This window comes from Bradyrhizobium sp. ISRA436, from assembly GCF_029910015.1.
In the GTDB taxonomy this organism is placed as follows: Bacteria; Pseudomonadota; Alphaproteobacteria; order Rhizobiales; family Xanthobacteraceae; genus Bradyrhizobium.
Map to the genome: position 1 here is coordinate 3,597,609 of NZ_CP094519.1, position 23,762 is coordinate 3,621,370.

At 65.2% G+C, this 23,762-nt stretch carries 22 protein-coding genes; 9 read left to right on the forward strand and 13 right to left on the reverse strand.

All coding sequences use genetic code 11. The features are described 5' to 3' along the window. Positions 1-55 precede the first annotated feature (55 nt). On the forward strand, positions 56-1,411 hold the full coding sequence (locus MTX23_RS17055; RefSeq protein ID WP_280977825.1) for a S41 family peptidase: 1,356 nt from the start codon (positions 56-58) through the stop codon (positions 1,409-1,411). A 228-nt stretch (positions 1,412-1,639) separates the two neighbouring features. Here MTX23_RS17055 and MTX23_RS17060 read toward each other — a convergent pair whose 3' ends face one another. The 5 genes from MTX23_RS17060 to MTX23_RS17080 all read right to left on the reverse strand — a co-directional run bounded on the left by MTX23_RS17060 (position 1,640) and on the right by MTX23_RS17080 (position 9,062). Next, positions 1,640-4,378, reverse strand: a complete 2,739-nt coding sequence (locus MTX23_RS17060; RefSeq protein WP_280977826.1) for an EAL domain-containing protein — start codon at positions 4,376-4,378, stop codon at positions 1,640-1,642. A 267-nt stretch (positions 4,379-4,645) separates the two neighbouring features. Then, complete coding sequence (gene moaC / locus MTX23_RS17065; protein WP_280977827.1) at positions 4,646-5,164, reverse strand: cyclic pyranopterin monophosphate synthase MoaC; 519 nt, start codon at positions 5,162-5,164, stop codon at positions 4,646-4,648. Between the two features lie 4 nt (positions 5,165-5,168). Continuing rightward, complete coding sequence (gene trpC / locus MTX23_RS17070) at positions 5,169-5,990, reverse strand: indole-3-glycerol phosphate synthase TrpC (RefSeq protein ID WP_280977828.1); 822 nt, start codon at positions 5,988-5,990, stop codon at positions 5,169-5,171. A gap of 63 nt (positions 5,991-6,053) precedes the next feature. After that, positions 6,054-7,067, reverse strand: a complete 1,014-nt coding sequence (gene trpD / locus MTX23_RS17075; protein ID WP_280977829.1) for an anthranilate phosphoribosyltransferase — start codon at positions 7,065-7,067, stop codon at positions 6,054-6,056. 93 nt (positions 7,068-7,160) lie between these two features. Beyond that, on the reverse strand, positions 7,161-9,062 hold the full coding sequence (locus tag MTX23_RS17080) for a SurA N-terminal domain-containing protein (protein WP_280977830.1): 1,902 nt from the start codon (positions 9,060-9,062) through the stop codon (positions 7,161-7,163). 254 nt (positions 9,063-9,316) lie between these two features. On the opposite strand from MTX23_RS17080, the gene tpiA reads away from it, so the two are divergent. Further along, positions 9,317-10,069 (forward strand): triose-phosphate isomerase, encoded by a 753-nt coding sequence (tpiA, locus tag MTX23_RS17085; RefSeq protein ID WP_280977831.1) that lies wholly within the window; start codon positions 9,317-9,319, stop codon positions 10,067-10,069. Between the two features lie 33 nt (positions 10,070-10,102). Here the strand turns inward: tpiA and MTX23_RS17090 are convergent, their stop codons facing one another. After that, positions 10,103-10,675: a GNAT family N-acetyltransferase gene (locus MTX23_RS17090; RefSeq protein WP_280977832.1), complete on the reverse strand. Its 573-nt coding sequence runs from the start codon at positions 10,673-10,675 to the stop codon at positions 10,103-10,105. Positions 10,676-10,678: 3 nt separating this feature from the next. Then, positions 10,679-11,245: an XRE family transcriptional regulator gene (locus MTX23_RS17095; RefSeq protein ID WP_280977833.1), complete on the reverse strand. Its 567-nt coding sequence runs from the start codon at positions 11,243-11,245 to the stop codon at positions 10,679-10,681. Positions 11,246-11,450: 205 nt separating this feature from the next. Between MTX23_RS17095 and secG the strand changes: the two genes are divergently transcribed. Both secG and MTX23_RS17105 read left to right on the forward strand, forming a co-directional pair. After that, positions 11,451-11,846, forward strand: a complete 396-nt coding sequence (gene secG / locus MTX23_RS17100) for a preprotein translocase subunit SecG (RefSeq protein ID WP_280977834.1) — start codon at positions 11,451-11,453, stop codon at positions 11,844-11,846. A 167-nt stretch (positions 11,847-12,013) separates the two neighbouring features. Continuing rightward, positions 12,014-13,645: a CTP synthase gene (locus MTX23_RS17105; protein WP_280977835.1), complete on the forward strand. Its 1,632-nt coding sequence runs from the start codon at positions 12,014-12,016 to the stop codon at positions 13,643-13,645. 80 nt (positions 13,646-13,725) lie between these two features. Here the strand turns inward: MTX23_RS17105 and MTX23_RS17110 are convergent, their stop codons facing one another. After that, on the reverse strand, positions 13,726-15,273 hold the full coding sequence (locus tag MTX23_RS17110; RefSeq protein ID WP_280977836.1) for a winged helix-turn-helix domain-containing protein: 1,548 nt from the start codon (positions 15,271-15,273) through the stop codon (positions 13,726-13,728). 116 nt (positions 15,274-15,389) lie between these two features. Between MTX23_RS17110 and MTX23_RS17115 the strand changes: the two genes are divergently transcribed. Continuing rightward, positions 15,390-15,833: a cupin domain-containing protein gene (locus MTX23_RS17115; protein WP_280977837.1), complete on the forward strand. Its 444-nt coding sequence runs from the start codon at positions 15,390-15,392 to the stop codon at positions 15,831-15,833. A 214-nt stretch (positions 15,834-16,047) separates the two neighbouring features. Here the strand turns inward: MTX23_RS17115 and MTX23_RS17120 are convergent, their stop codons facing one another. The 3 genes from MTX23_RS17120 to MTX23_RS17130 all read right to left on the reverse strand — a co-directional run bounded on the left by MTX23_RS17120 (position 16,048) and on the right by MTX23_RS17130 (position 18,869). Then, positions 16,048-16,716, reverse strand: a complete 669-nt coding sequence (locus MTX23_RS17120) for an rRNA adenine N-6-methyltransferase family protein (protein ID WP_280977838.1) — start codon at positions 16,714-16,716, stop codon at positions 16,048-16,050. Between the two features lie 102 nt (positions 16,717-16,818). Next, a complete protein-coding gene (locus MTX23_RS17125; protein WP_280977839.1) occupies positions 16,819-18,198 on the reverse strand; it encodes a HAMP domain-containing sensor histidine kinase in 1,380 nt (459 codons plus the stop codon). After that, positions 18,195-18,869 (reverse strand): response regulator transcription factor, encoded by a 675-nt coding sequence (locus tag MTX23_RS17130; protein WP_280977840.1) that lies wholly within the window; start codon positions 18,867-18,869, stop codon positions 18,195-18,197. The genes MTX23_RS17125 and MTX23_RS17130 overlap by 4 nt, the downstream gene beginning before the upstream one ends. A gap of 185 nt (positions 18,870-19,054) precedes the next feature. Between MTX23_RS17130 and MTX23_RS17135 the strand changes: the two genes are divergently transcribed. Next, positions 19,055-19,381, forward strand: a complete 327-nt coding sequence (locus tag MTX23_RS17135; RefSeq protein WP_280977841.1) for an NIPSNAP family protein — start codon at positions 19,055-19,057, stop codon at positions 19,379-19,381. 62 nt (positions 19,382-19,443) lie between these two features. Here the strand turns inward: MTX23_RS17135 and MTX23_RS17140 are convergent, their stop codons facing one another. Beyond that, positions 19,444-19,617, reverse strand: a complete 174-nt coding sequence (locus tag MTX23_RS17140) for a PAAR domain-containing protein (protein ID WP_280977842.1) — start codon at positions 19,615-19,617, stop codon at positions 19,444-19,446. Between the two features lie 166 nt (positions 19,618-19,783). Between MTX23_RS17140 and kdsA the strand changes: the two genes are divergently transcribed. Both kdsA and MTX23_RS17150 read left to right on the forward strand, forming a co-directional pair. After that, positions 19,784-20,641: a 3-deoxy-8-phosphooctulonate synthase gene (gene kdsA, locus MTX23_RS17145; RefSeq protein WP_280977843.1), complete on the forward strand. Its 858-nt coding sequence runs from the start codon at positions 19,784-19,786 to the stop codon at positions 20,639-20,641. 34 nt (positions 20,642-20,675) lie between these two features. Further along, positions 20,676-21,866 (forward strand): MFS transporter, encoded by a 1,191-nt coding sequence (locus MTX23_RS17150; RefSeq protein WP_280978101.1) that lies wholly within the window; start codon positions 20,676-20,678, stop codon positions 21,864-21,866. Between the two features lie 10 nt (positions 21,867-21,876). Here the strand turns inward: MTX23_RS17150 and queF are convergent, their stop codons facing one another. Further along, positions 21,877-22,353: a preQ(1) synthase gene (queF, locus tag MTX23_RS17155; protein WP_280977844.1), complete on the reverse strand. Its 477-nt coding sequence runs from the start codon at positions 22,351-22,353 to the stop codon at positions 21,877-21,879. Between the two features lie 124 nt (positions 22,354-22,477). Here queF and eno point away from each other — a divergent pair, with 124 nt between their 5' ends. After that, on the forward strand, positions 22,478-23,761 hold the full coding sequence (eno, locus tag MTX23_RS17160) for a phosphopyruvate hydratase (RefSeq protein WP_280977845.1): 1,284 nt from the start codon (positions 22,478-22,480) through the stop codon (positions 23,759-23,761). Position 23,762 lies beyond the last annotated feature (1 nt).

Consider the following 23,762-nt stretch of genomic DNA (forward strand, 5'->3'; position numbering starts at 1 on the left):
AGGCCGCCGAATGTTGCGAAACATTGCCGGCCATAGCGAAAAGGGATCGCGGATGATGCGCAAGAACGTTGGCTTTTTCCTCGGGACGGTTGCGGGGGCGTGTCTCACCCTTCTCGTGACCTCGCCGCAGGGTGGCGCGCATCTGTTCGCGGTTGCCAAGGCCGCCGCGCGCTCCGACAATACCTATTCGCAGCTCAACCTGTTCGGCGAGGTGTTCGAGCGGATCAGGACCGACTATGTCGAGAAGCCCGACGACGGCAAGCTCGTCGAAGGCGCGATCAACGGCATGATCTCCTCGCTCGATCCGCACTCCCGCTACATGAACGAGAAGGGCTGGGCGGAGATGCAGGAGACCACGCATGGCGAGTTCGGCGGGCTCGGCATCGAGGTCACGATGGAGGACGGCTTCGTCAAGGTGGTGGCGCCGATCGACGATACGCCGGCCTCGCGCGCCGGCATCCTGTCCGGCGACATCATCACCGCGATCGACGACGAGACGATCCAGGGCATGACGCTCGACCAGGCCGTCAACAAGATGAAGGGCGCGCCCAACAGCTCGATCCGGCTGAAGATCATCCGCAAGGACGCCGACAAGCCGATCGAGGTCGCGATTACCCGCGAGATCATCCGCGTGCGCCCGGTCAAGTATCACACCGAAGGCGGCGACATCGGCTATATCCGCATCACCTCGTTCAACGAGCAGACCGCCGACGGCCTGCGCAAGGCGATCACCGATATCCAGAAGGAGATCCCGCAGGACAAGCTCGATGGTTATGTCATCGACCTCCGCAACAATCCCGGCGGCCTGCTCGACCAGGCGGTCTCGGTCAGCGGCATGCTGATGCAGCGCGGCGAGGTGGTCTCGACCCGCGGCCGCAATCCGGAGGAGACCCAACGCTTCACCGCGCATGGCGGCGACCTGACCAAGGGCAAGCCACTCGTCGTGCTGATCAACGGCGGCTCGGCGTCGGCCTCCGAGATCGTCGCCGGCGCGCTGCACGACCACAAGCGCGCGACGCTGATTGGCACCCGCTCGTTCGGCAAGGGCTCGGTGCAGACGATCATTCCGCTCGGCGCCGGCAACGGCGCGCTGGCGCTGACCACGGCACGTTATTTCACGCCGTCGGGCCACTCGATCCAGGCCCAGGGCATCAAGCCCGACATCGAGGTGCTGCAGGACGTGCCTGACGAGTTCAAGACCCGCTCGGAGATCAAGGGCGAGGCCTCGATGCGCGGTCATCTCGCGGCGGAGGGCACCGAGCAAAGCGGCTCGCAGTCCTATGTCCCGCCGGACGAGAAGAACGACAAGGCGCTGAACGCGGCCTTGAAGCAGCTTCGCGGCGTCACGGTGAACGCCGACGCCAAGAACGCCGAGACCAAGACGGCACAGAAGCGGGCCGTGCCGAACTGAGGGGCCCGGCGTTTCCTCACGTCGTGGCCGGGTCCAGGCCCGGCATGACGGGTTTATGGGGCGACGTTAGCCCTTCTTAGCGCTCGCGCGAGGAAGAGGACTCCCGTAGCCCGGATGGAGCGAAGCGAAATCCGGGGCCGTCTCTCCCGTGGCGATGCCGTTCCCGGATTGCGCTGCGCTCCATCCGGGCTACGCACAGTAGCCTCTCCCGTGGGCGTACCGCTGCCTTTATGCCAAGCCGGCGACCGGTTTGCGCCGGCGGGCGCGGCCTTGGCCGTCGGCGGGCCGGCCTTCTCGGTGGGCGATCAGCAATTGCCTGATGTCGGCGGCCGGTTTCGGTGCGCTGAACAGATAGCCCTGCATTTCGGAGCAGCCGAGCTCGCGCAGCAATTGCTGCTGCTGCGTGGTCTCGACGCCTTCCGCCGTCGTCGTCATGCTGCGTTCGGCGGCGATGTTGACAACGGCCTCCACGATGCCGGCCGAGCCTTGCGGGTCTGCGATGTCGGTGACGAAGCAGCGGTCGATCTTGATCTTGTCGAACGGGAAGCGCTTCAAATAGCTCAGGGATGAGTAGCCGGTGCCGAAATCGTCGAGCGCGATCCGCACGCCGATGGCGCGGAGCTGATGCAGCGCTGCCAGTGCCGCCTCGTCGTCGCGGATCAGCACGGCTTCCGTGATCTCGAGCTCAAGCCGGCCCGCGGACAGGCCGGATGCCGCCAGCGCCGCGATCACCTCGAGCGCCAGCGTGCCGCTCCTGAACTGCACCGGCGAGACGTTGACCGCGAGCCTGACATGGTCGGGCCAGTTCACGACCTCCTTGCAGGCCGTCGCCAGCACCCATTCGCCGAGCTGGTTGATCAGCCCGGTTTCCTCGGCGATCGGCACGAAATCGGCCGGCGAGATCATGCCGCGCTCCGGATGGCGCCAGCGCACCAGCGCCTCGCAGCCGGTGATCTCGTTGGTGTGCAGGTCGAGGCAGGGCTGGTAATACACTTCCAGTTCGCGGTTGTCGGCGATCGCGCGCCGCAAATCCATTTCGAGCTCGCGGCGGGCGCGGGCGTCGGCATCCATCGCCGGCTCGAAGAAGCGCCAGGTGCGGCGGCCGGCGGACTTCGCCGCGTACATCGCAAGGTCGGCGTTCTTGAGGATCTTGTCGAGATCGGTGCCGTCCTTCGGGGCCAGCGCGATGCCGATGCTGGCGTCGGTGGTGACCTGATGATCGAGACATTGATAGGGCGTGCGGATCGCCTCGTAGATGCGAGCGACGAGGCCGGTGACCTCGTCGGAGCTCTTCACTCCGGTCTGCACGATGGCAAACTCGTCGCCGCCGAGGCGGGCGACGAAATCGGTGTCCCGCACGCAGGCGCTCAGGCTTCGGGCGACGGATTTCAGGAGCTCGTCGCCGACCATGTGGCCGAGCGAGTCGTTGACGCCCTTGAACTCGTCGATGTCGATGTAGAGCACCGCTAGCTGGCTGTCCGCTGTGACATGCGGCAATTCGCGCTTGATCTGCTCGTGGAACAGCGCGCGGTTCGGCAAGTCGGTCAGCGCATCGTAATGGGCGAGGTGGGTGATGCGTTCCTCGGCGCGGCGCCGCTCGGTGATGTCCTCATGGGTCGCAACCCAGCCGCCGTCGGCGAGCGGTTCGTTGACGACCTGGATCGAGCGCCCGTCGGGCGTCGAGATCACCATCATGTTGCGGACCGCGACGTCGCGCAGCACGAGGTTGACGTAACGGTCGACGTCGCCCCTGAACGAGCCGGTCTGGTGACGATGAGCGATGACGTCGTGGAAGCTGCAGCCCGGTCTGACCACGTCGGCCGACAGCCCATACATTTCGATGTAGCGCTTGTTGCAGATCACCAGGCGCTTCGACGAGTCGAACAGCAACAGCCCCTGGGTCATGTTGTTGACGGCGGTGTCTAGCCTGAGTTTCTCCAGCGTCAGGCGCTGCTGCTGCGCCCAATGTTGCTGCAGCAGCTTGCGCACCACGAGCACCAGCAGGGTCGCGAGCGCCAGCACCGACAGGCCGGTCACCGCGATCAGGATGTTGATCTGCTCGCGCCAATTGGCGAGCGCCGCGGCCGTGGTCGTCGTCGCAACGACGACGATCGGGAATTTGGTGAGCGCCCGCGACGACACCAGGCGGTCCTTGCCGTCGATCGGGCTGGTCAGCCGCGAGGTGCTCTGCGGCAGTTCGAACACCTGCTGCTGGCTGGCCGGGCCGGAGCGGAAATTCTTCCCGATCAGCTCCTCGACATGGGGATAGCGGGCGAGCAGGGTGCCGTCGCGATGATGCATCGATATCGCGGCGCCTTCGCCGAGCGCGACCGTGGCGAAGAACTTCTCGAAGGTGGCCGAATCGATGCCACGACCGACCACCCCGAGGAACTCGCCGTTCGGACCGGTGACCTTGCGGACGATGGCGGTGGTCCAGGCTCTGGTGATCCGGCCGAACACGGGAGCAACAAGCATGTCGGGTGAATAGGGGCTCGACTTGAAGATCTGGAAGTAGTCGCGATCGCCGATGTTGGCTTTCGGCAGCGGCCAGGCGTTCGAGCTGTTGATCAGCGTGCCGTCCGCGTCGAACACGTTCAGGCCGCCGGCATAGGACAACGCGTCCATCTTTGACTTGAGCATCGCATGGATGTCCGGGCCAGACATCCGGCGCCGGAAGGTCTCCGGTGTCGTCGCGATGGCGTTGTCGTGCATGAACGCGATCAGGTCCTTCTGCACGGCCTCGAAATCCTCGAGCTGCTGGTCGAAATGCCGTGCGAGCAGCAGCACGGTGTTTTCCAGCTCGCGCTCGCTGCTGTGCAGTGCGCGCTCGCGGAAAGTGCCGGCCATCATGGTCGCGCCGACCGCGATCGCGACCATCAAGAGGGCGCCGCCGGCGATCAGCCAGCGGATCGGACCGCTGCGCAGGATCGACGTGATGTTGAACGTGGCGCCGTCATCTGAATGCATAGGACCCAATCGCTTCCAGGTATTTCACCCGGAAGTAGGTTCGCGCACCTCCGGCCCGCGAAAAGTCGTACCCAAACGAAATGGAGCCGCCGTTAGCAAGACTGGTTAATGAACGGTTGCCGGTGGCGGCGAGATTTCGTCGCAGCTATCGCGGGGCGGAAAGCGGTCGCCGAGCGCCGCCGCGGTCAGAAGGAGCCAGATCAAACCTCGGCCTCGGCCGCGCATCAATCGCGAATTCCATCACTGAGGTCGCGTCAGTGCGGGCGATCACTCGTCTGCGCGATAGTGTCCGGACTTGCCGCCGATCTTCTCGACGAGATGGATGCCCTCGATGCGGACGCCTCGCTCGACGGCCTTGATCATGTCGTAGATCGTCAGGCATGCGACCGACACCGCGGTCAGCGCCTCCATCTCGACGCCGGTCGGCCCGGTCACCTTCACGCTCGCATGGACAATGCAGCCCGGCAATTTCCGGTCGGTCTTGATGTCTATCGTGACCTTGGTCAGCGCCAGCGGGTGGCAGAGCGGGATCAGCTCCGAGGTCCGCTTCGCCGCCATGATGCCGGCGATCCGCGCGGTGGCCAGCACGTCGCCCTTCTTGGCCTGACCTGATGCGATCAGTTCGACGGTGGCCTTGCTCATCACGACGCGGCCTTCGGCGACCGCGGTGCGCTCGGTCGCGGGCTTGGCCGAGACGTCGACCATCCGGGCATCGCCCTTCGCGTCGATATGGGTGAGGGCGGGGCCGGACCCTGACGATCTGGCCTTGGACGGCTTCCGTGCCATCGCGTCAGCGCGTGCCGGTTGCGCGCGGTGCAGCCTGCCGCGTCAGCAGCGCGCGCGTCGCCGCGGTGACGTCCTGCTGCCGCATCAGGCTCTCACCGACCAGGAAGGTCGACATGCCGACGCGCTCGAGCCGGGCGAGGTCGTCGGGCGTGAAGATGCCGCTCTCGCCGACCATCAGACGGTCGCGCGGGATCAGCGGCGCCAGTGCTTCGCTGGTCGCGAGCGTGGTCTCGAAGGTGCGGAGATTGCGGTTGTTGACGCCGATCATCGGCGAGCGGAGCTTCAGCGCGCGGTCGAGCTCGGCGCGGTCGTGGATCTCGATCAGCACGTCCATGCCATGCGCGATCGCGGCGTCCTCGATATCCTTGGCGGCGGCATCGTCGAGCGCGGCCATGATGATCAGGATGCAGTCGGCGCCGTGGGCGCGGGCTTCCACCACCTGGTAGGTGTCGAACATGAAATCCTTGCGCAGCACCGGCAGGCCGGTTGCCGCGCGCGCCGCGGCCATGAAGTCGAGGTGGCCCTGGAACGACGGCGCATCGGTGAGAACAGACAGGCACGCCGCGCCGCCGGCTTCATAGGCTTTTGCGAGTACGGGCGGGTCGAAGTCGGCGCGGATCAGCCCCTTCGAGGGCGAGGCCTTCTTCACCTCCGCGATCAGCGCGTAGTCGCCGCTGGCATGCTTGTTGCGGATCGCGCGGACAAAGCCGCGTGGGGTTGGGGCCGCTTTCGCCTGCGCCTCGATGTCGGCGAGGGGACGCGCACGCTTGGCGGCGGCGATCTCCTCGCGCTTGTAGGTCTCGATCTTGCTCAGGATGTCGGACATCGCGGGCCCTCTTTAGAGCATGGTCCTATCGACAAACCGGTTCCCACTTGGTCGGATCATGTGTCAGCTGTTGGAAACGGCAACCAGATGTTTCAGCCGCGCGGCGGCTCCGCCGCTGTCGAGCGACTGCGCGCCGATCGCGACACCTTCCCTGAGGTCCTTCGCGCGGCCGGCCACGATCAACGCGGCAGCGGCGTTGAGCAGCGCGACGTCGCGATAGGCGCTCGGCTTGCCCTGAAGCACGTTCGACAGCGCGATCGCATTGGCGTCGGCGTCGCCGCCCTTCAGCGCCTCGCCGCCGACGCGGCCGAGGCCGGCATCATCAGGCGTCACCTCGAATGTCCTGATCTCGCCATTCTCCAGGCTCGCGACGAAGGTCGGGCCGGTGAGGGTGATCTCGTCGAGTCCATCCGAGCCGTGCACGACCCAGACCTTGTCCGCGCCGAGGTTCTTCAAGACCTGCGCCAGCGGTTGCACCCATTGCCGCGAGAACACGCCGACCATCTGCCGCGTGACGCCGGCCGGGTTCGACAGCGGCCCGAGCAGGTTGAAGATGGTGCGGGTGGCGAGCTCGACCCGGGTCGGGCCGACATTCTTCATGGCGGGATGATGTGAGGGCGCGAACATGAATCCGATGCCGGCCTCTCTGACGCAGCGTCCGACCTGATCGGGCGTCAGGTCGATCTTGACCCCAAGCGAGGCCAGCACGTCGGCCGCGCCCGAACGCGACGACAGCGCCCGGTTGCCGTGCTTGGCGACGGGGATTCCGGCCCCCGCCACGATGAAGGCCGCGCAGGTCGAGACGTTGACCGAGCCGGAGCCGTCGCCGCCGGTGCCGACGATATCGACGGCCTCCGGCGGGGCGTTGACCCGCAGCATCTTGCCGCGCATCGCCGTAACAGCGCCGGTGATCTCCTCGACGGTCTCGCCGCGCACCCGCAGCGCCATCAACAGGCCGCCCATCTGCGAGGGCGTGGCTTCGCCCGACATCATGCTGTCGAAGGCGGATGCCGCCTCCTCACGCGTCAGCGTGGCGCCGGTGGCGACTTTTCCGATGATCGATTTCAGGTCGTCCATTCGCTGGTCCAGGTCTCTCGTTGGAGCTTGATCTCCACGCAAGCGCGTCGCGTGCGTCGCGCGGAGAACCGGCGTCCCGTTTCCGGATCATGCTCAATTATTCGCGCCTGTCACCTGTGCGAAGGCGGCCTCGTTGATGCTCATGCCGATATTGGACTCGATTTTCGTGACGTATTGCGCGACTTGCTCGTCGCTCATCGAGCGCCGCACGGCCTCGGTGAGCTGCTTGACCGCGTTGGAGGCGAAGTCGACCGGTGGGTCGGTCACGTTGGTGACGCGGAAGACGATCCACTGGCTGCCGCCGGCGGTCGGCGTCTGCCCGTCGCCATCCTTGGCGGTGCGAAACGCCGCGGTGACCACGGCGGCCGGCACGCCGGGCGGCGTCGCATCGCGGCGGAAGTCTGCGGCCGTCTCGACCTTGACACCGGCAGCGGCGGCTTCGTCGGCGAGCTTGCTGCCGCTGTCGAGCTTTTGGACGATATCGGTCGCCTTGGCGCGCAGCCGGCTCGAGATCTGGTCCTCGCGCCATTTCGCCTCGACCTGTTCGCGGACCTCGTCGAGCTTGCGCTCGCGCGACGGCGTGATGCCGAGAACGTCGTACCAGACATAGCCGCCTTCGAACTGGATCGGGTCGTTGTCGACGCCGACGTCGCTGTTGAAGGCCTGCGTCACCACGTCGAGGCCCTTTGGAATGTTGGGTGCGAGCTGGCCGTTCGGCAGGCGGCCCGAGCGGTCGACCGCGTCGACGGTGACGGCCGTCAGTCCGAGCTTCTGCGCGGCCTCGACGACGCTGGCGCCGCCGCCCCGCTCGTCTTCCATCTTGTCGCGCAGCTCGGAGACCTTGGCGCGGGCGCGCTCGGTGGCGATTTGGCTCTTGATCTGCGCCGCGACGCTCTCATAGCTCGGCGTCACACCGGGCTCGATCTTGCCGACCTTGACCAGCGCCACGCCGAATTCACCCTTCACCGGTTGGCTGACCTCGCCCGAAGGCAGCGAGAAGGCGGCATTGCCGACGGCCGGGTCGAGGATCGCAGACTTCGGGACCAATCCGAGATTGACGTCGGACAGGTTGAGCTTGCGCTCCTTGGCGATGTCGTCGAACGACGTGCCGGAGGTGATGCGGGCGCGCGCAGCCTGTGCTTCCTCCATGTTCGGAAACACGATCTGTGAGATCTCGCGCTTCTCCGGCGTGCTGAGCTGGTCGCGGCGCTGCTCGAAGATTTTCTTGGCGTCGTCGTCGGAGACGGTTTCCCACTTGCCGATCGCCTCGGGCGTGACCGCAACGAAGGAAATCTTGCGGTATTCGGGCGCGCGGAACTGGGCCTTGTGCTCGTCGAAATAGGCGGCGAGCGCCTCGGGCGAGGGCGGATCGATGGTCCCGGCCTGGGCGGCGCCGAGGCTGATGTAGTCGATCGAGCGCTGCTCGTTCCGGAAGCGGGTCAGCGCCTCGACCATCGACTTCGGCGGCTCGACTCCGGCCGAGATGGTGCCGGCGATCTGCCGCCGCAGGCCGACGCGGCGCTGCTCGGCGATGTAGCGGCCTTCGGTATAGCCGTAGTTGCGGATCACGGCCTGGAAGCGCTGGGGGTCGAACTGGCCGTTGAGGCCCTTGAAGGTCGGATCGTTGTAGATCGTGCGCAGCACCTCGGCATCGGACTGGTGGAGGCCCATGCGGCGCGCTTCCTCATCCATCGCGGCTTCCGCGAGCGTCTGCTGCAGCACCTGGCGGTCGATTCCGAAGGCGCGCGCCTGCTCCGGGGTCAGCGGACGGCCGAACTGGCGGCCAAGCTGCTGCAGGCGGTCGGTATAGATCTGGCGGAACTGCTCGGTCGAAATCTCGGTCCCACCGACCTTTGCCAGCGTCGACCGTCCGAATCCCCTGAAAATGTCGGCAATGCCCCAAATTCCGAAACTGACGATCAAAACGCCCATCACAACGGCCATAATCGTCTTGCCGAGCCAGTTTGATGAGGCTTTCCGCATTCCTCGAAGCATAGGTCCAACTTGTTTTGCAGGAGGGGAACCGGGTCGTGCCCAAATGGGGGAGCTCTAGCCGAAGCTGATGTCCCGCAGCAGGGCGTCACCGAATTGAAAAGCCATCATAAAGTGGCGGCCATTCCCCCGCAACCTTGTGCTCGCGGCCGGATTGAAGCGGTTAATCGCCGCGCGGCCGGGGCGACGCCGCTCTCTGGAAGTCCGCCACGGCCTCTGCTAGCGCATGGGGACGCTTGATCGATGGGAATCCTGACATGACCAATGCCATCCGGCCGCTGATCGCCGGCAACTGGAAAATGAACGGCCTGAAATCCTCCATGGCCGAGTTCGAGGCTGTCCTGGCGGGGGCCGGCGACCTCGCCGGAAAGGCCGACCTCCTGGTCTGCCCGCCCGCGACGCTGGTCGGGGCCTTTGCCGACATGGCGCGCGGCGGAAAGGTCGCCGTCGGTGCCCAGGATTGCCATCCCAAGCCGTCCGGGGCCCACACCGGCGACCTGTCGGCGGAAATGTTTGGGGATCTCGGCGCTGTTGCGATCATTGTCGGCCATTCCGAGCGCCGCGCCGACCACGGCGAGACCGATGCACTGGTCCGCCAGAAGGCGGAGGCCGCGTGGCGGGCGGGCCTGACCGCGATCGTCTGCATCGGCGAGACGCGCGAGCAGCGCGACGCCGGCAAGACGCTCGATATCTGCGGCACCCAGCTCAAGGGCTCGCTGCCTGACGGATCGACCTCGGCCAATCTGGTGGTGGCCTATGAGCCGGTCTGGGCGATCGGGACTGGCCTCACTCCGACCGCCAAGGATGTCGAGGACGTGCACAGGTTTATTCGCGGTGTGCTCACCGATCGCTTCAAGGGCGAGGGCGAGAAGATCCGGATTCTCTATGGTGGTTCGGTCAAGCCGTCGAACGCCGCGGAGCTGATGGCCGTCGCCAATGTCAACGGCGCGCTGGTCGGCGGCGCCAGCCTGAAGGCGTCCGACTTCCTCGCGATCGCGGCAGGCTGTTAGGCGGCACGCGCCGGACACTGACCTCTCCTACCGCTACTCCCGCGCAAAGGCTTCGCCTTTGTCGCTGGAGGAGCGCGGATCGCGCGCGTCGCCGATCCGCTTCCAATAGATCATCGTGCCGGTGAGGCCGCCATGCGGCTTCAGCGCGTAATCCGGAATGATGCCGGTGAGTTGAAAGCCGAGCTTCTCATAGAGCGGGGCGGCACCGTCATCGACCGCGGTGTCGAGCACGAGCAGGGTGCGTCCGTGCGCGACCGCAAGCTGTTCGGCGGCGCGCATCAAGGCCGTCGCCACGCCGCGATGGCGATGGCTGAGGCGCGTCATCATCTTGGCGATCTCCGCGCGATGCGGCTGGTTCGGCGCCAGCTTCAACAACAGCGTCACGGTGCCGATCAGCGCCTCGCCGTCGAATGCGCCGAGCACGACGCGCTCGCCGCGTGCGGCGGAGCCGAGCGAATCCCTCCAGAATGCGCAGGCGTCATCGAAGGGCAGCGGATGCATGAAGCTCACCGAGCCGCCGCTGGCGACGGTTTCGACAAGCAACTCGCCGAGCGCGCTGCGGATTGGCGGCGCATCATCGAGCGGCTTGATGGCAAAGGTCGACATGCATCAGCTCCGGGCCAGGGCCACGACATAGGTGCACCCGGCGTTGGTCTCGTTGGCAAAGGTCGTGTCCGCCGGCGGACCGAAGCCGAGGCAATCGCCGGCGGCGAGCTCATGGCGGGTGCCGCCCTCGGTGATGACAAGGCCGCCGCTGAGCACCCAGACCAGCTGGCGGATATGGGCGTAAGAGGAGGCGGGCAGGGTGACGGCCTGCTTCGGCGGCAGTTTGACCCGCACGAGCTCGACCGGATGATCGGGGCGGCTGAACACCTGGCGGCGCAGATAGCCGGTTTCTGGATCGCGCCAGATCGGCTGCGCGGCGGCGCGCGACAACCGCTCGCCCTGGCCCTCGGCCCGTAGCATCAGCCCTGCCAGCGTGAGATCGAAGGCGGCAGCGAGCCGCACCAGCACCACCGCGGTCGGGCTGACCTCGGCGCGCTCGATCTTGCTGATGGTGGCCTTGGAGACGCCCGAGCGTTCGGCGAGCTCGGCCAGCGACCAGCCGCGGCCGTCGCGCTCGAGCCTGATGCGCTGCGCCAGGCGCTGGCTCAGGTCGTCTATCAAAGTATCCATATGTCTACTATACTGGAATTTGACGATCCCGATCAAGCCTTCGGGCGCAGGGGTCCGGATCGCTTGTTATCGTCAATCCTGCGACTATCTCGGGGGTGACAATGCCCGGTGCAATCGTGTAACAGGGCGCGACTTCACGAAAACCCGTAAAGCCGATAGCGCCGATTGTCCCGGCCGCTTCCGGGCTTGTGACGGAAGGCTCGCAATGCAGACTGTTGCTATCGTCATCCACCTCATGATCGTCGCCGTGCTGATCGGCGCCGTGCTGCTGCAAAAATCGGAAGGCGGCGGCCTCGGCATGGGGGGCGGCGCCGGCTTCATGTCGAGCCGCGGCACGGCGAATCTGCTGACCCGGACCACGGCGGTGCTGGCGGTCGGCTTCTTCGTCACCAGCCTGTTCCTGTCCTGGTACGCAGGCTACGACCGCAAGCCGAGCTCGATCATCGGCACCGGGGCGCCGGCGCAGTCGCAGCAGCCGGCTACTCCGTCGGCTCCGATCAGCGCGCCGACCTCCGGCGGCATCCTCGATTCGCTGAAGAAGGCGGACGAGCAGCAGGGCCAGCACGCCCCGGCTGGTCCGCAGGCGCCGCGGTCGCAATAAAGCAGGGTGGCCATGCAGGATGACGCTCTGGCACCCTGCATCAAAAACCCCCATCAATGCTCTGAAATCGCTTTCAATTTAACGTCACCCACAACCCGGCAGGTTGTTTGTCGGGAGCAGGCGATTCGTTTTGCGAATCGCAGGAGTCGGATTAAAGGTAAAGTCCCATGGCGCGGTACATCTTCATCACCGGCGGCGTGGTTTCTTCGCTCGGAAAGGGTCTGGCTTCAGCGGCGCTCGGCGCACTGTTGCAGGCTCGCGGGTACAAGGTCCGCCTCCGCAAGCTCGACCCCTATCTCAATCTCGATCCCGGAACGATGTCGCCCTATCAGCACGGCGAAGTGTTCGTGACCGATGACGGCGCCGAGACCGATCTCGATCTCGGCCACTATGAGCGCTTCACCGGGCGGCCGGCCACCAAGGCCGACAACATCACCACCGGGCGCATCTATCAGGACATCATCTCCAAGGAACGCCGCGGCGACTATCTCGGCGCCACCATCCAGGTGGTCCCGCACGTCACCAACGCCATCAAGGAATTCGTGCTCGACGGCAATGACGGGTACGACTTCGTGCTCGTCGAGATCGGCGGCACGGTCGGCGACATCGAGGGCCTGCCGTTCTTCGAGGCGATCCGCCAGCTCAAGAACGAGCTGCCGCGGGATCACGCGGTCTACATTCACCTGACACTTTTGCCCTATATTCCAAGTGCCGGCGAACTCAAGACAAAGCCGACGCAGCACTCGGTGAAGGAGCTGCGCTCGATCGGCATCCAGCCGGACATCCTGCTGTGCCGCACCGACCGCGAAATCCCGAAGGAGGAGCGGCGCAAGCTCGGCCTGTTCTGCAATGTGCGCGAGAGCGCCGTGATCGAGGCGCGCGACGTCGACAACATCTACGCAGTGCCCGAGGCCTATCACGCCGCCGGCCTCGACGACGAGGTGCTCGCTGCGTTCGGCATCACCGCCAAGGTCCCGCCGGCGCTGCAGAGCTGGAACGTCATCAACGAGCGCATCCGCAATCCGGAAGGCGCGGTGACGATTGCCGTGGTCGGCAAGTACACCGGCATGAAGGATGCTTACAAATCGCTGATCGAGGCGCTCTCGCATGGCGGCATCGCCAACAAGGTGAAGGTCAATCTCGACTGGATCGAGAGCGAAGTGTTCGAGAACGAAGACCCGGCACCGTTCCTCGAGCACGTCAACGGCATCCTGGTGCCCGGCGGCTTCGGCCAGCGCGGCGCCGAGGGCAAGATCCGCGCGGCGCAGTTCGCGCGGGAGCGCGACGTGCCGTATTTCGGCATCTGCTTCGGCATGCAGATGGCCGTGATCGAGGCGGCCCGCAATCTGGTCGGCATCGAGGAAGCCAACTCGACCGAGTTCGGCCCGACCAAGGAGCCGCTGGTCGGTCTGATGACCGAATGGCTGCGGGGCAACGAACTCGAAAAGCGCTCGCAGAGCGGCGATCTCGGTGGCACCATGCGGCTCGGCGCCTATCCCGCGGCGCTGACGCGCGGCAGCCGGGTCTCGCAGGTCTATGGCGGCGCGACCGAGATCTCCGAGCGGCATCGCCATCGCTACGAGGTCAACACTGCCTACAAGAACCGGCTCGAACAGCACGGCCTGCGCTTCTCAGGCATGTCGCCTGACGGCGTGCTGCCGGAGATCGTCGAGTACGAGGACCACCCGTGGTTCATCGGCGTCCAGTTCCATCCCGAACTGAAGTCGCGGCCGTTCGAGCCGCACCCGCTGTTCGCGTCCTTCATCGAGGCGGCAGCGAAGCAGAGCCGATTGGTCTGATCGCTTGTTTCAGCGTCAAAACGGGAATCCAGAGCTTCTGGTTTGGCCGCGACGACGATCGGGCCCAATCGAATCGCAGCTTACCTGCTGCACCAAGTGTTCGTCCGCAGGGCACTGGTTATTTGCTCGATCCACGCCGGGTTGTGAGCCTTGAGGGGAGCGAGCACGTCACCGGGCTGCTTCGTCAGGGTTGCCATCTGTTGCGCGCAACGTCGTGCTTCGTCCGATTTTCCCAGTGCGGTATAGCAGCAGATAAGGACCTCCAGGCTGACCCACCAATTTGGCCGGACCTGAAATGCACGCGCCGCCGCCTCGAGACCCGCCTCGGCGCGCCCGGAAAAAAGACGTGCAAGCGCAAGAATGTTGAACCAGACGAAATTTTGCGGGTCGTATGGGCTCAGTCGTAGCCCATATTCTGTTGGTCCAATCGCTTCAGATGCGTGTCCGCTGAACAGGAGCGCCATTCCCAAAACGAGATGACCCAACGCAAAGCTGGGGTTGATTTCAATCGCTTTTCTGGCGGCGCTAATCGACTGCTCAAAGCGTTCCGCATACGCACTGACGATTGCAAGCGCGTAATGCGCATAGGGATTTCGCTCATCAAGCTGAACTGCTCTCAAGGCCGCTTCCGTGCCCTCCTGCAAATCCGCAATGCGATTGTCCGACCAGTCGTAAGCAATCAGGCCGGCGCTGACCCGGCCGAGCCACAGATGCCCCTCCGGAAGTTCGGGATCGAGCCTGGCAGCCTGACGAAACAGTTCTCGGGCTTTCAGATGATTCTCGCGGGTCACCTGATGAAAATGCCAGGTCCCACGGCGCACTGTGTCCCAAGCAGTTATGTTGCCGGTGTGTCGAGCCGCCAGCGCACCCTCTGTCTTGAGTAGCTCCGGCTCAATTGCGCCGACCACGCGCTCTGCAATATCGTCCTGAATGGCAAACACTTCGGTCATTTCCAGGTCATAGCGCTCCGCCCAGATGTGTTTGCCCGATATGGCCTCGACGAGTTGCGCGGAAATTCGAATTTTTTGGGCGGACTTGCGCACGCTTCCTTCGATCAGATACTCCACACCCAGTTCTTGCGCTATCTGCTTTGCGTCAAGCGATTTGTGCTTATAGGTAAAGCTCGAATTGCGTGCGATGACGAAAAGCCAGCGAAACCGCGTCAGAGCGGTAATGATGTCTTCAGTGATGCCGTCGGCAAGATACTCTTGCTCCTTCTCGCCGCTCAAATCGACGAACGGCAGAACGGCGATCGACGGTCGATGCTCACGCTCAGTCCCTGCCAGGCTGGGCTCAGCGATCCTTTCCGTCGGCTCCTTTTTCAGGGCGCCGGCGAAGCGATAACCAACCCGCGGAACCGTTGTGATCCAATCTCCGCCCTCGGCGGTCGGCCCCAATTGCTTCCTGAGCGCCGCGATCTGAACGGAAAGATTGCTCTCTTCGACGGCTGCGTCACCCCATCCGGCCCGCATCAATTCGGCTTTGGTCAGCACCTTGCCGGAGGACGCTGTGAGCGCCGACAGCAATTGCAGACCTTTGCTGCTGACAGGTACTGGCCGGCCTTCTCGAAGAAGCTTTCCGTATTGCCTATCCAGGACAAATGGGCCGAAAGCGAAGTCTGTGGACATGCCTGTGACCAGCCGGTTTTGCGAAAATTCGGAACATTTCGGCTTTGCATTCAAGACTTTTGGCGATTGGACCTCGAATTATTGGCGTCAGCTTACACGTCGAACAGGAGGTTTCAATGACGATCCTTGAGGCTACGAGCAACGACAAGCCGATCACTGCACCGCGCAAAGGGGCGGTGGTCAGGAGCAGCGCTGGTTATCGGGCAGAGCAGGGGAGCGACTACGAGCCCGGAGTAAGCGCCGAGACCGTCGGCTCGAAGTCAATCTGGCTCGGAGTGATCACGCTCCCGCCCGGGAAGCGAACCAAGGCGCACGTTCACGAGTGCCACGAAACTGCGCTTTATATGCTCAGCGGTGAAGAAATCGAATTGTGGACCGGCGATCAACTTCAGTATCGCGACGTCGTACATCCAGGCGACTACATCTTTGTTCCGGCAAACATGTTGCACGTTGCGGTGAACCGAGGTGCGGCACCCGCCGTGTTCGTCGGCGCACGCAGCGAAGCAACGGCGCAGGAAAGTGTCGTCCTGCGGCCCGAAATGGACCAAAAGGTCCCGTAGGACTGGTCTGGACTGCGCGCACAGGCTTGGTTCGTGTGCGCGCAGTGACTCCAGGCCTGTCTCGCTTGGCCCGCGCCAACAGCGGTCGGCTATGGTGCTGCTCTGGTCGGTGTGGAAACCAGAGTGATGGCCGGAAGAATGAGGCACGTTTGACGTCGATACCAAACCGGCTGTTGGCTCCGGTGACGACGGCCGTGCAGGCGATAGCGCTGGGTCAGGCAGGCACCGTGCTCGGCCGTATCTGGCCGACGCCCCGATCTGCGATCTGCTGCCTCTTGGGAAGCGGAGGCGCCGCACTCGATGCGACAAACTTCGGTTGCGGACGTCGCGTCAGCCGGTAGACCGCGGCGGGCGGCACGTTGAGCAGCGCGCGATCGACCAGCGTGGCGCGCAGGCCGAGCCGGTCGAGGATCGGCCGCGGCACCGGGCAGCGCATGCCATAGGTGAATTGATAGAACGCGCCGCCGGGGCGGAGATAGCTGAACGCGCCGCTGACGATCGAGATCACCTTGCGCGGCGACATGTTGAGCAGCGGCAGCCCGCTGATGACGGCGCCGACCGGCGCACCCCGGTACAGCCGCTCCGAGGCCAGCCGCGATGCGTCCATCCACAGCACGCGGGCGCCGGGAAAGCGAAGCTGCAGCAGCCGCATGAAATCCGAGCCATACTCCACCAGCGTCAGATCCTGCTGGCGAACGCCGCGCTTCAGCAACTGATAGGTGAACGCGCCGGTTCCCGGACCAAGCTCCAGGATCGGTCCGGTGTCGGCGGTGATGTCGCGGGTGATCAGCTCGGCGAGTGCGGCACCCGACGGCGCGATCGCGCCGACGCGGCTAGGCGCCGCCATCCAGGCCGTGAAGAAGGAGAGGAAATCGTGTGACATGGGCATTCCCGGCAATGTGTCGTCGCGCCCCGCTTCGATTGCGAGGCGTGGTCTGTTTTGCAGGGTCTGCATTGCGACAGCATTGCGTGATGGCGCAGAGCGTCACTTCGTGTTCGGAGCCGGAGGCAATGTCAGGCGAAAGCACGCGCCGCCGGTCGGGCCGTCGAGCACCGAAACATCGCCGCCATGCAGCCGCGCGATCTCGCGCACCATGTTGAGCCCGAGGCCGGCGCCGCGATCGAGCGGCGCCAGGCGATAGAACGGATCGAAGATCAGCGTACGCTGGTCCGGTGGAATGCCATTACCCTCGTCGGTCACGTCGATCGTCGCGGGGCGGCCGACACGAAGGGTGATGGCGCCGCGCCGGCCGCCGTGCTGGACCGCATTCTGCACCAGATTGGTCAGCGCACGCTCCAGCGCGGCGCGGTCGCCGAGCGTCTCGACGCGGTCGCCGTCGGTCTCGACCGACAGCTCGTAGCCGGCCGCGATTGCAAGCGGCGCGAGGTCCGCCGCGACGTTGCGCGCGACCGCGACGAGATCGACGTGTACAAACGGATTGCGGCACTGGTCGAAGCGCTGGATGTCGAGCAACTGCTCGGCCAGCGTGGCCAGACGCGCCGCATCCTCGATGAGCCGCGTCTTCTCGGGACCGGAGGGGAGCGACTCCAGGCGCGTGTTGAGGATCGCGATCGGCGTGCGCAATTCGTGCGCCGCGTCGGCGACAAAGCGTTGGTGGCGCGAATAACCGTCATCGAGCCGCTTCAGCGCGTCGTTGATCGCGGTGACCAGCGGCGCGACCTCGAGCGGCAGGTGGTCCGCCGACAGCCGGCTTCCGCGCTCGCGGAAATCGATCTGGCGCGCCTGGTCCGCCGTCGTGTCGAGGCCGGCGAAGGCGCGCCTCACCACGATCGGCGTCGCCACGAAGGTCGCGGCAGCCATCAGAAGCAGGACGGGCAGGGCGATGGCGAGGAAAGCCAGCGCGGTGGCGAGCACCGTCCTCGCGCCCGTCATCGGCCCCTGCGTTGCCGTGAGCACCTGCACCGGGCCGGCGTCGGAATTGACGCGCTTCAATCGCGCCGGCTGCTTGCGTGGATCGTCCTCGAACATCTGCCAGCCGAGCCGGGCCTGGCTGATCTGGTCGAGCGCGTCACCGATCCTGGCAAATTCGGGCGGCACTGTGCCTTCGGACAATGAACGTCCCTGGCGGTCGCGCACCAGGAACCAGAGGTCGGGCGTGCCTTCGCGAAGCTCCTTCAGCTCCGCCGTCGGGCGCAGCAGCAGGCCGCCCTGCGCGTCACGTGCGAGCGCGCGTTGCACGATGGCGATGACGTGATCCTCGTCGCGCGGAACGACCAGCACGCCGGAGGCGCACAGCGCGCCGATCAGGACGACGACGAGCGCCGCCAGCAGCCCCGCCTGCAGCGTGACCAGCCGCCAGCTCAGTTGCGAGCGGAGGCAATAATGATCCGGCTGTTCGCTCATGAGGTCTGTTTGAGCAGATAGCCGACGCCGCGAATGCTGTGGATCTCGACACCGGCATCGGCGTCGGCAAGTTTTCGCCGCAGCCGCGAGACGTGGGTATCGAGCGCGTTCGACTGGATCGCGTCGTCGAAATTGTAGACCGCTTCCTCCAGTGCCGGGCGCAGCACGGTGCGGCCCATGCGCCGCAGCAGCGCCTCCAGCACCAGCAGCTCGCGGCGCGGCAGCTCGAGTGGGCGGCCGCCGACGCTGACCTCGCGATGGCCAGTGTCGAAGGCGACGCGGCCGGCCCTGATGATGTCGAGCTGCAGGCTGGCGGGACGGCGCAGCACGGCGCGCAGCCGGGCCAGCAATTCCTCCACCGCGAAGGGCTTGGCCAGATAGTCGTCGGCGCCGCTGTCGAGACCTGCGACCCGATCGGCGAGATCGCCACGCGCGGTCAGCACGATGATCGGCACGCCGTCGGCCCGGGCGCGCAGCTTCGGGATCAGCGCAAGCCCGTCGCCGTCGGGGAGCTGGCGGTCGAGCAGCACCGCGCCGTGGACGTCGGCGGAGATCGCCTCTTCGGCCTCGGCCAGGGTCGGCACATGGTCGACCACCATGTCGTAGCCCTTCAGCGCCTGCGACAGTGCCGCCGCCATCTCCGCCTCGTCTTCAACCAGCAAAATCCGCATGTCCTCAAGGTCCAGACCTTCAACCGCATGTCCCGAACGGCCCGTTTTAGGGCCAGTAACATTGCCGCAGCATTGCGGGAAATGGTCCGGCTGCGGCCGGCAGGGGTGCCATGTTGCCACCCCTCAAGACAGCCGGGAACCCGCTCGCTATAACCGCCCGCGCAACACATCAGGGAGGATCGCCGATGATCTATGAGACCCGCGTCTATCGCTGCCTGCCGGGCCGGCTGCCGGCGCTGCTCAAGCGCTTCGAGACCATCACGCTCAAACTCTGGGACAAGCACGGCATCAGGCAGGCCGGCTTCTTCACGACGCTGGTCGGCGAATCCAACCAGGAGCTGACCTATCTGCTCGCCTGGGAGTCTCTTGCCGAGCGCGAGAAGAAGTGGACCGCGTTCCAGAACGATCCGGAATGGATCACTGCGCGCGCCAAGACCGAGGAGGATGGCCAGATCGTGCTCAACATCGTCAACCAGCTCCTGGTGCCGACGTCGTTTTCTGCGGTCAAGTAAGCTGGTGCTCAGGGACGAGTGCGACGCGATCCGATCGCGTCGCACTCCAATCCACAGAATCGCTAGTTCGCGCAACCCGATGTCTGATCGCCTTCGCGGACCATCGGCTTGCCGTTGATGAAGACGCCGGCGGCACCGCTCGTGACCACGCCGGGCTGGCTGCTGCTCTGCGCACAGGCCAGTCCTGAGACCGTGGAAAAGGCGACTGTAGCTGCCGTCAGGAGCAATATGCGCATCCTTCCCTCATGGTATCGGTTCCAGATCAAGCGTATAGGGGCGGTTGAGGCAGGATTGTGATAGCAGGGACAACCCACGGCGTCGGCGCAACCCCTTCATCGCGGGAGGTGACTTGATCCATCACGAACGAGATTGCATGGTCGCCGATCAAAAGGATGCTGCATTTTGACTAATCAGGTTTCCGCGCAGGCCGCCGCGCCCGTCGTTGCCGTCGGATCGGTCCAGTTCGGCAATGCGCTGCCGCTACAGATCATCGCCGGTCCCTGCCAGCTCGAGAGCCGGGCGCATGCGCTCGAAGTCGCCGCTGCGCTGAAGGAGATTGCCGCGAGGCTCAAGATCGGGCTGGTCTACAAGACCTCGTTCGACAAGGCCAATCGCACCAGCGCATCCGCCGCGCGCGGCATCGGGCTGGCGCAGGCGCTGCCGATCTTCGCCGAGATCCGCGCTTCGCTCGGGTTGCCTGTGCTCACCGATGTGCATGAGCCGGGTCAGTGCGCCGAAGTGGCGCAGGCGGTCGACGTGCTGCAGATCCCGGCCTTCCTGTGCCGACAGACCGATCTGCTACTGGCGGCGGCCGCGACCGGCAAGGTCGTCAACGTCAAGAAGGGCCAGTTCCTGGCGCCGTGGGACATGGCGAACGTGGTCACCAAGATCACCGGCGCCGGCAACGCCAATGTCCTCGTCACTGAGCGCGGCGCATCGTTCGGCTACAACACGCTGATCTCCGACATGCGCGCGCTGCCGATCCTTGCGCGCACCACTGGCGCGCCAGTGATCTTCGACGCCACCCATTCGGTGCAGCAGCCGGGCGGGAAGGGCACCTCGTCGGGCGGCGAGCGCGAATTCGTGCCGGTGCTTGCGCGCGCAGCCGTCGCGGTCGGCGTCGCCGGCGTCTTCATCGAGACCCATCCGGACCCGGATCATGCGCCGTCCGATGGCCCGAACATGGTGCCGCTGCGCGATTTCGAATCCCTCGTCAGGCGACTGATGGCCTTCGACACGCTGGCGAAGTCGACAGCCTGACAGGGCGGATGCCGAGGTGACCGCAACGAGCGGCATGCCGCCAGTTCTCAACGTCATCACGCTGGCGACGTTCGCGGCGAGCCTGTCGGTGCGTGCGCTCGATCCGGTGCTGCCGCACGTCGCCGAGGATTTCGGCGTCAGCATCGCGACCGCTGCGAGCTTCGCTGCGGTGTTCGCCTTCACCTTCGCGATCGTCCAGCCGGCGATCGGCGCCGCCGCCGACCTGTTCGGCAAGGCGCGGCTGATGACGATCTGCCTGATGCTGCTCGGCCTCGCCAACGTTCTCGGCGCGCTCTCGACGTCGTTTCCGATCCTGTTCGTGACCCGTGTGCTCGCCGGCATCGGTTCGGGCGGCGTGTTTCCGGTGGCGCTGTCGCTGACCAGCGATCTCGTCGGGCCCGACAAGCGGCAGATCGCGATCGGGCGGACACTCGCCGGCTCGATGACGGGCAACCTGCTCGGTGCAACGGCTTCGGGGCTGATCGGCGATTTGCTCGGCTGGCGCGGCGTGCTCGCCGTGCTCGGCGGTCTCGTGATCATCGTCGCGCTTGCAGTGGCCGCGGGCTTTCGCGGTGCCGCGCTGACCCATGCGGCGCGAACGAGCCTCACCACGCTCCGCCACGGCTACCGCACGATCTTCACCAACCCCAACGCGCGCTTCTGCTACTCGGCGGTCTTTATTGAAGGCTGCTGCGTGCTCGGGCTGTTTCCCTTCATCGCCTCGTTCCTGTTCCAGCTCGGCGAAACCTCGCTGTCGATCGCCGGCATCGTGATTGCCGGCTTCGCGATCGGCGGCCTGTTCTACACGCTGACGGTGTCGCGGCTGCTGCCGCGACTCGGTGTCAGAGGGATGATGGTCGTCGGCGCCACGCTGGTCGGGCTGCAACTCGGCTTCGTCGCGTTCGGACCAGGCTGGAAGTTGCAGATGCTCGGCCTCCTGGTGATGGGGTGGGGCTTCTACATGATCCACGGCTGCCTGCAGGTATTCGCCAGCGAGTTGTCCGTCGAGGCGCGCGCCACGGCGCTGTCGCTGCATTCGTTCTTCTTTTTCATGGGGCAGACTGTCGGCCCGATCGCTTACGGCTTTGGCCTCCAGCACGCCGGCAAGACACCGACGTTGGTCGCTGCCGCCACAGTGATGGTCGTGCTCGGCTTTGTTTGTGCCAAATTCCTGAAGCAGCGGCGGCCCGCCGATGCGGCGGCGCGGCCTGACGTGGAACCGTGAGCGCGAACGCTTAGCCCCGCCCGCGATAAGGCGCGACACCCTGATCTGGAACCCAGAGGCCCTTCGGCAATCGTCCGGTCTGGAAGAACACGTCGATCGGGATGCCGCCACGCGGATACCAGTAGCCGCCGATGCGCAGCCATTTCGGCTTGATCTCGTCCGATATCCGCCGGCCGATCATGACCGTGCAGTCCTCATGGAACGCGCCATGGTTGCGGAAGCTTGCGGCGTAGAGCTTCAGCGACTTGGATTCGAGCAGCCAGCGGCCCGGCGCATAGTCGATCACCAGATGCGCGAAGTCGGGTTGTCCCGTCACCGGGCAGATCGAGGTGAATTCCGGCACGGTGAACCGCACCAGATAATCGGTATCAGCCTGCTGATTGGGGACGCGGTCGAGCCTCGCCTTCTCGGGCGCGTCGGGCCACTCCACCGCGCGGCCGAGTTGCAGGTCGCCTGAGAGCTTCGATTTGCTGGACTTTTTCGCCATTGGGGTGGTCTCCGTGGCGTTCTCTTAGCCAATGCCGGCGGGGCCGTCACCCGGCCTTTTCGGGTCCGATGCATTGCGCTAGAAGCACCGCCATCCGACCCGACCACTGCCATAAGAGGTTCTCATGACTGCCATCATCGACATCATCGGCCGCGAAATCCTTGATAGCCGCGGCAATCCCACGGTCGAGGTCGATGTCGTGCTGGAGGATGGGTCGATCGGCCGCGCGGCGGTGCCGTCCGGCGCCTCCACCGGTGCGCATGAGGCGGTGGAACTGCGCGATGGCGACAAGTCGCGCTATCTCGGCAAGGGCGTGCAGAAGGCGGTTGAGGCCGTCAATGGTGAGGTCTTCGAGGCGCTCAGCGATTGCGCGGTCGAGGACCAGGTTGCGATCGACCAGATCATGATCGATCTCGACGGCACGCCGAACAAGAGCCGGTTGGGCGCCAATGCCATCCTCGGCGTGTCGCTCGCCTGCGCCAAGGCGGCGGCCGAAGCCCACGACATGCCGCTCTACCGCTACGTCGGCGGCACCTCGGCGCGGACGCTGCCGGTGCCGATGATGAACATCATCAATGGCGGCGTGCACGCCGACAATCCGATCGACTTCCAGGAATTCATGATCCTTCCCGTAGGCGCCAGCACCTTCGCTGAAGCGCTGCGTTGTGGCTCGGAAATCTTCCACACGCTGCGCGGCGAACTGAAAAAGGCCGGCCACAACACCAATGTCGGCGACGAGGGTGGTTTCGCGCCGAATCTGCCGACCGCCGATGCCGCGCTCGACTTCATTATGAACGCGATCGGCAAGGCAGGCTACAAGGCGGGCAACGACGTTATGCTCGGCCTCGACTGCGCCTCCACCGAATTCTTCAAGGAGGGGGCTTATGTCTATGGCGGCGAGAAAAAGACCCGTTCGCGTTCCGAGCAGGTCAAGTATCTCGCCGATCTCGTCGGCCGCTATCCGATCGTCACCATCGAGGACGGCATGTCCGAGGATGACATGGACGGCTGGAAGGAGTTGACCGACGCCATCGGCAAGAAGTGCCAGCTCGTCGGCGACGACCTGTTCGTGACCAACGTGACCCGCCTTGCCGACGGCATCAAGAATGGCCGCGGCAATTCGATCCTGATCAAGGTCAACCAGATCGGCACGCTGACCGAGACGCTGGCCGCGGTCGAGCTCGCCCACAAATACGGCTATACGTCGGTGATGTCGCACCGCTCCGGCGAGACGGAAGACTCCACCATCGCCGACCTCGCGGTCGCCACCAATTGCGGGCAGATCAAGACCGGTTCGCTGGCCCGCTCCGACCGCACCGCCAAATACAACCAGCTGCTGCGCATCGAGCAGCAGCTCGGCCCCCAGGCGAAATATGCGGGAAGGTCGGCCTTGAAGGCGCTCGCCTAGC

Coding starts and splice junctions, on each gene's coding strand:
- MTX23_RS17055 (WP_280977825.1), top strand. CDS start 56: ATGCGCAAGAACGTTGGCTTTTTCCTCGGGACGGTTGCGGGGGCGTGT.
- MTX23_RS17060 (WP_280977826.1), bottom strand. CDS start 4,378: ATGCATTCAGATGACGGCGCCACGTTCAACATCACGTCGATCCTGCGC.
- moaC (WP_280977827.1), bottom strand. CDS start 5,164: ATGGCACGGAAGCCGTCCAAGGCCAGATCGTCAGGGTCCGGCCCCGCC.
- trpC (WP_280977828.1), bottom strand. CDS start 5,990: ATGTCCGACATCCTGAGCAAGATCGAGACCTACAAGCGCGAGGAGATC.
- trpD (WP_280977829.1), bottom strand. CDS start 7,067: ATGGACGACCTGAAATCGATCATCGGAAAAGTCGCCACCGGCGCCACG.
- MTX23_RS17080 (WP_280977830.1), bottom strand. CDS start 9,062: ATGCTTCGAGGAATGCGGAAAGCCTCATCAAACTGGCTCGGCAAGACG.
- tpiA (WP_280977831.1), top strand. CDS start 9,317: ATGACCAATGCCATCCGGCCGCTGATCGCCGGCAACTGGAAAATGAAC.
- MTX23_RS17090 (WP_280977832.1), bottom strand. CDS start 10,675: ATGTCGACCTTTGCCATCAAGCCGCTCGATGATGCGCCGCCAATCCGC.
- MTX23_RS17095 (WP_280977833.1), bottom strand. CDS start 11,245: ATGGATACTTTGATAGACGACCTGAGCCAGCGCCTGGCGCAGCGCATC.
- secG (WP_280977834.1), top strand. CDS start 11,451: ATGCAGACTGTTGCTATCGTCATCCACCTCATGATCGTCGCCGTGCTG.
- MTX23_RS17105 (WP_280977835.1), top strand. CDS start 12,014: ATGGCGCGGTACATCTTCATCACCGGCGGCGTGGTTTCTTCGCTCGGA.
- MTX23_RS17110 (WP_280977836.1), bottom strand. CDS start 15,273: ATGTCCACAGACTTCGCTTTCGGCCCATTTGTCCTGGATAGGCAATAC.
- MTX23_RS17115 (WP_280977837.1), top strand. CDS start 15,390: ATGACGATCCTTGAGGCTACGAGCAACGACAAGCCGATCACTGCACCG.
- MTX23_RS17120 (WP_280977838.1), bottom strand. CDS start 16,716: ATGTCACACGATTTCCTCTCCTTCTTCACGGCCTGGATGGCGGCGCCT.
- MTX23_RS17125 (WP_280977839.1), bottom strand. CDS start 18,198: ATGAGCGAACAGCCGGATCATTATTGCCTCCGCTCGCAACTGAGCTGG.
- MTX23_RS17130 (WP_280977840.1), bottom strand. CDS start 18,869: ATGCGGATTTTGCTGGTTGAAGACGAGGCGGAGATGGCGGCGGCACTG.
- MTX23_RS17135 (WP_280977841.1), top strand. CDS start 19,055: ATGATCTATGAGACCCGCGTCTATCGCTGCCTGCCGGGCCGGCTGCCG.
- MTX23_RS17140 (WP_280977842.1), bottom strand. CDS start 19,617: ATGCGCATATTGCTCCTGACGGCAGCTACAGTCGCCTTTTCCACGGTC.
- MTX23_RS17150 (WP_280978101.1), top strand. CDS start 20,676: ATGCCGCCAGTTCTCAACGTCATCACGCTGGCGACGTTCGCGGCGAGC.
- queF (WP_280977844.1), bottom strand. CDS start 22,353: ATGGCGAAAAAGTCCAGCAAATCGAAGCTCTCAGGCGACCTGCAACTC.
- eno (WP_280977845.1), top strand. CDS start 22,478: ATGACTGCCATCATCGACATCATCGGCCGCGAAATCCTTGATAGCCGC.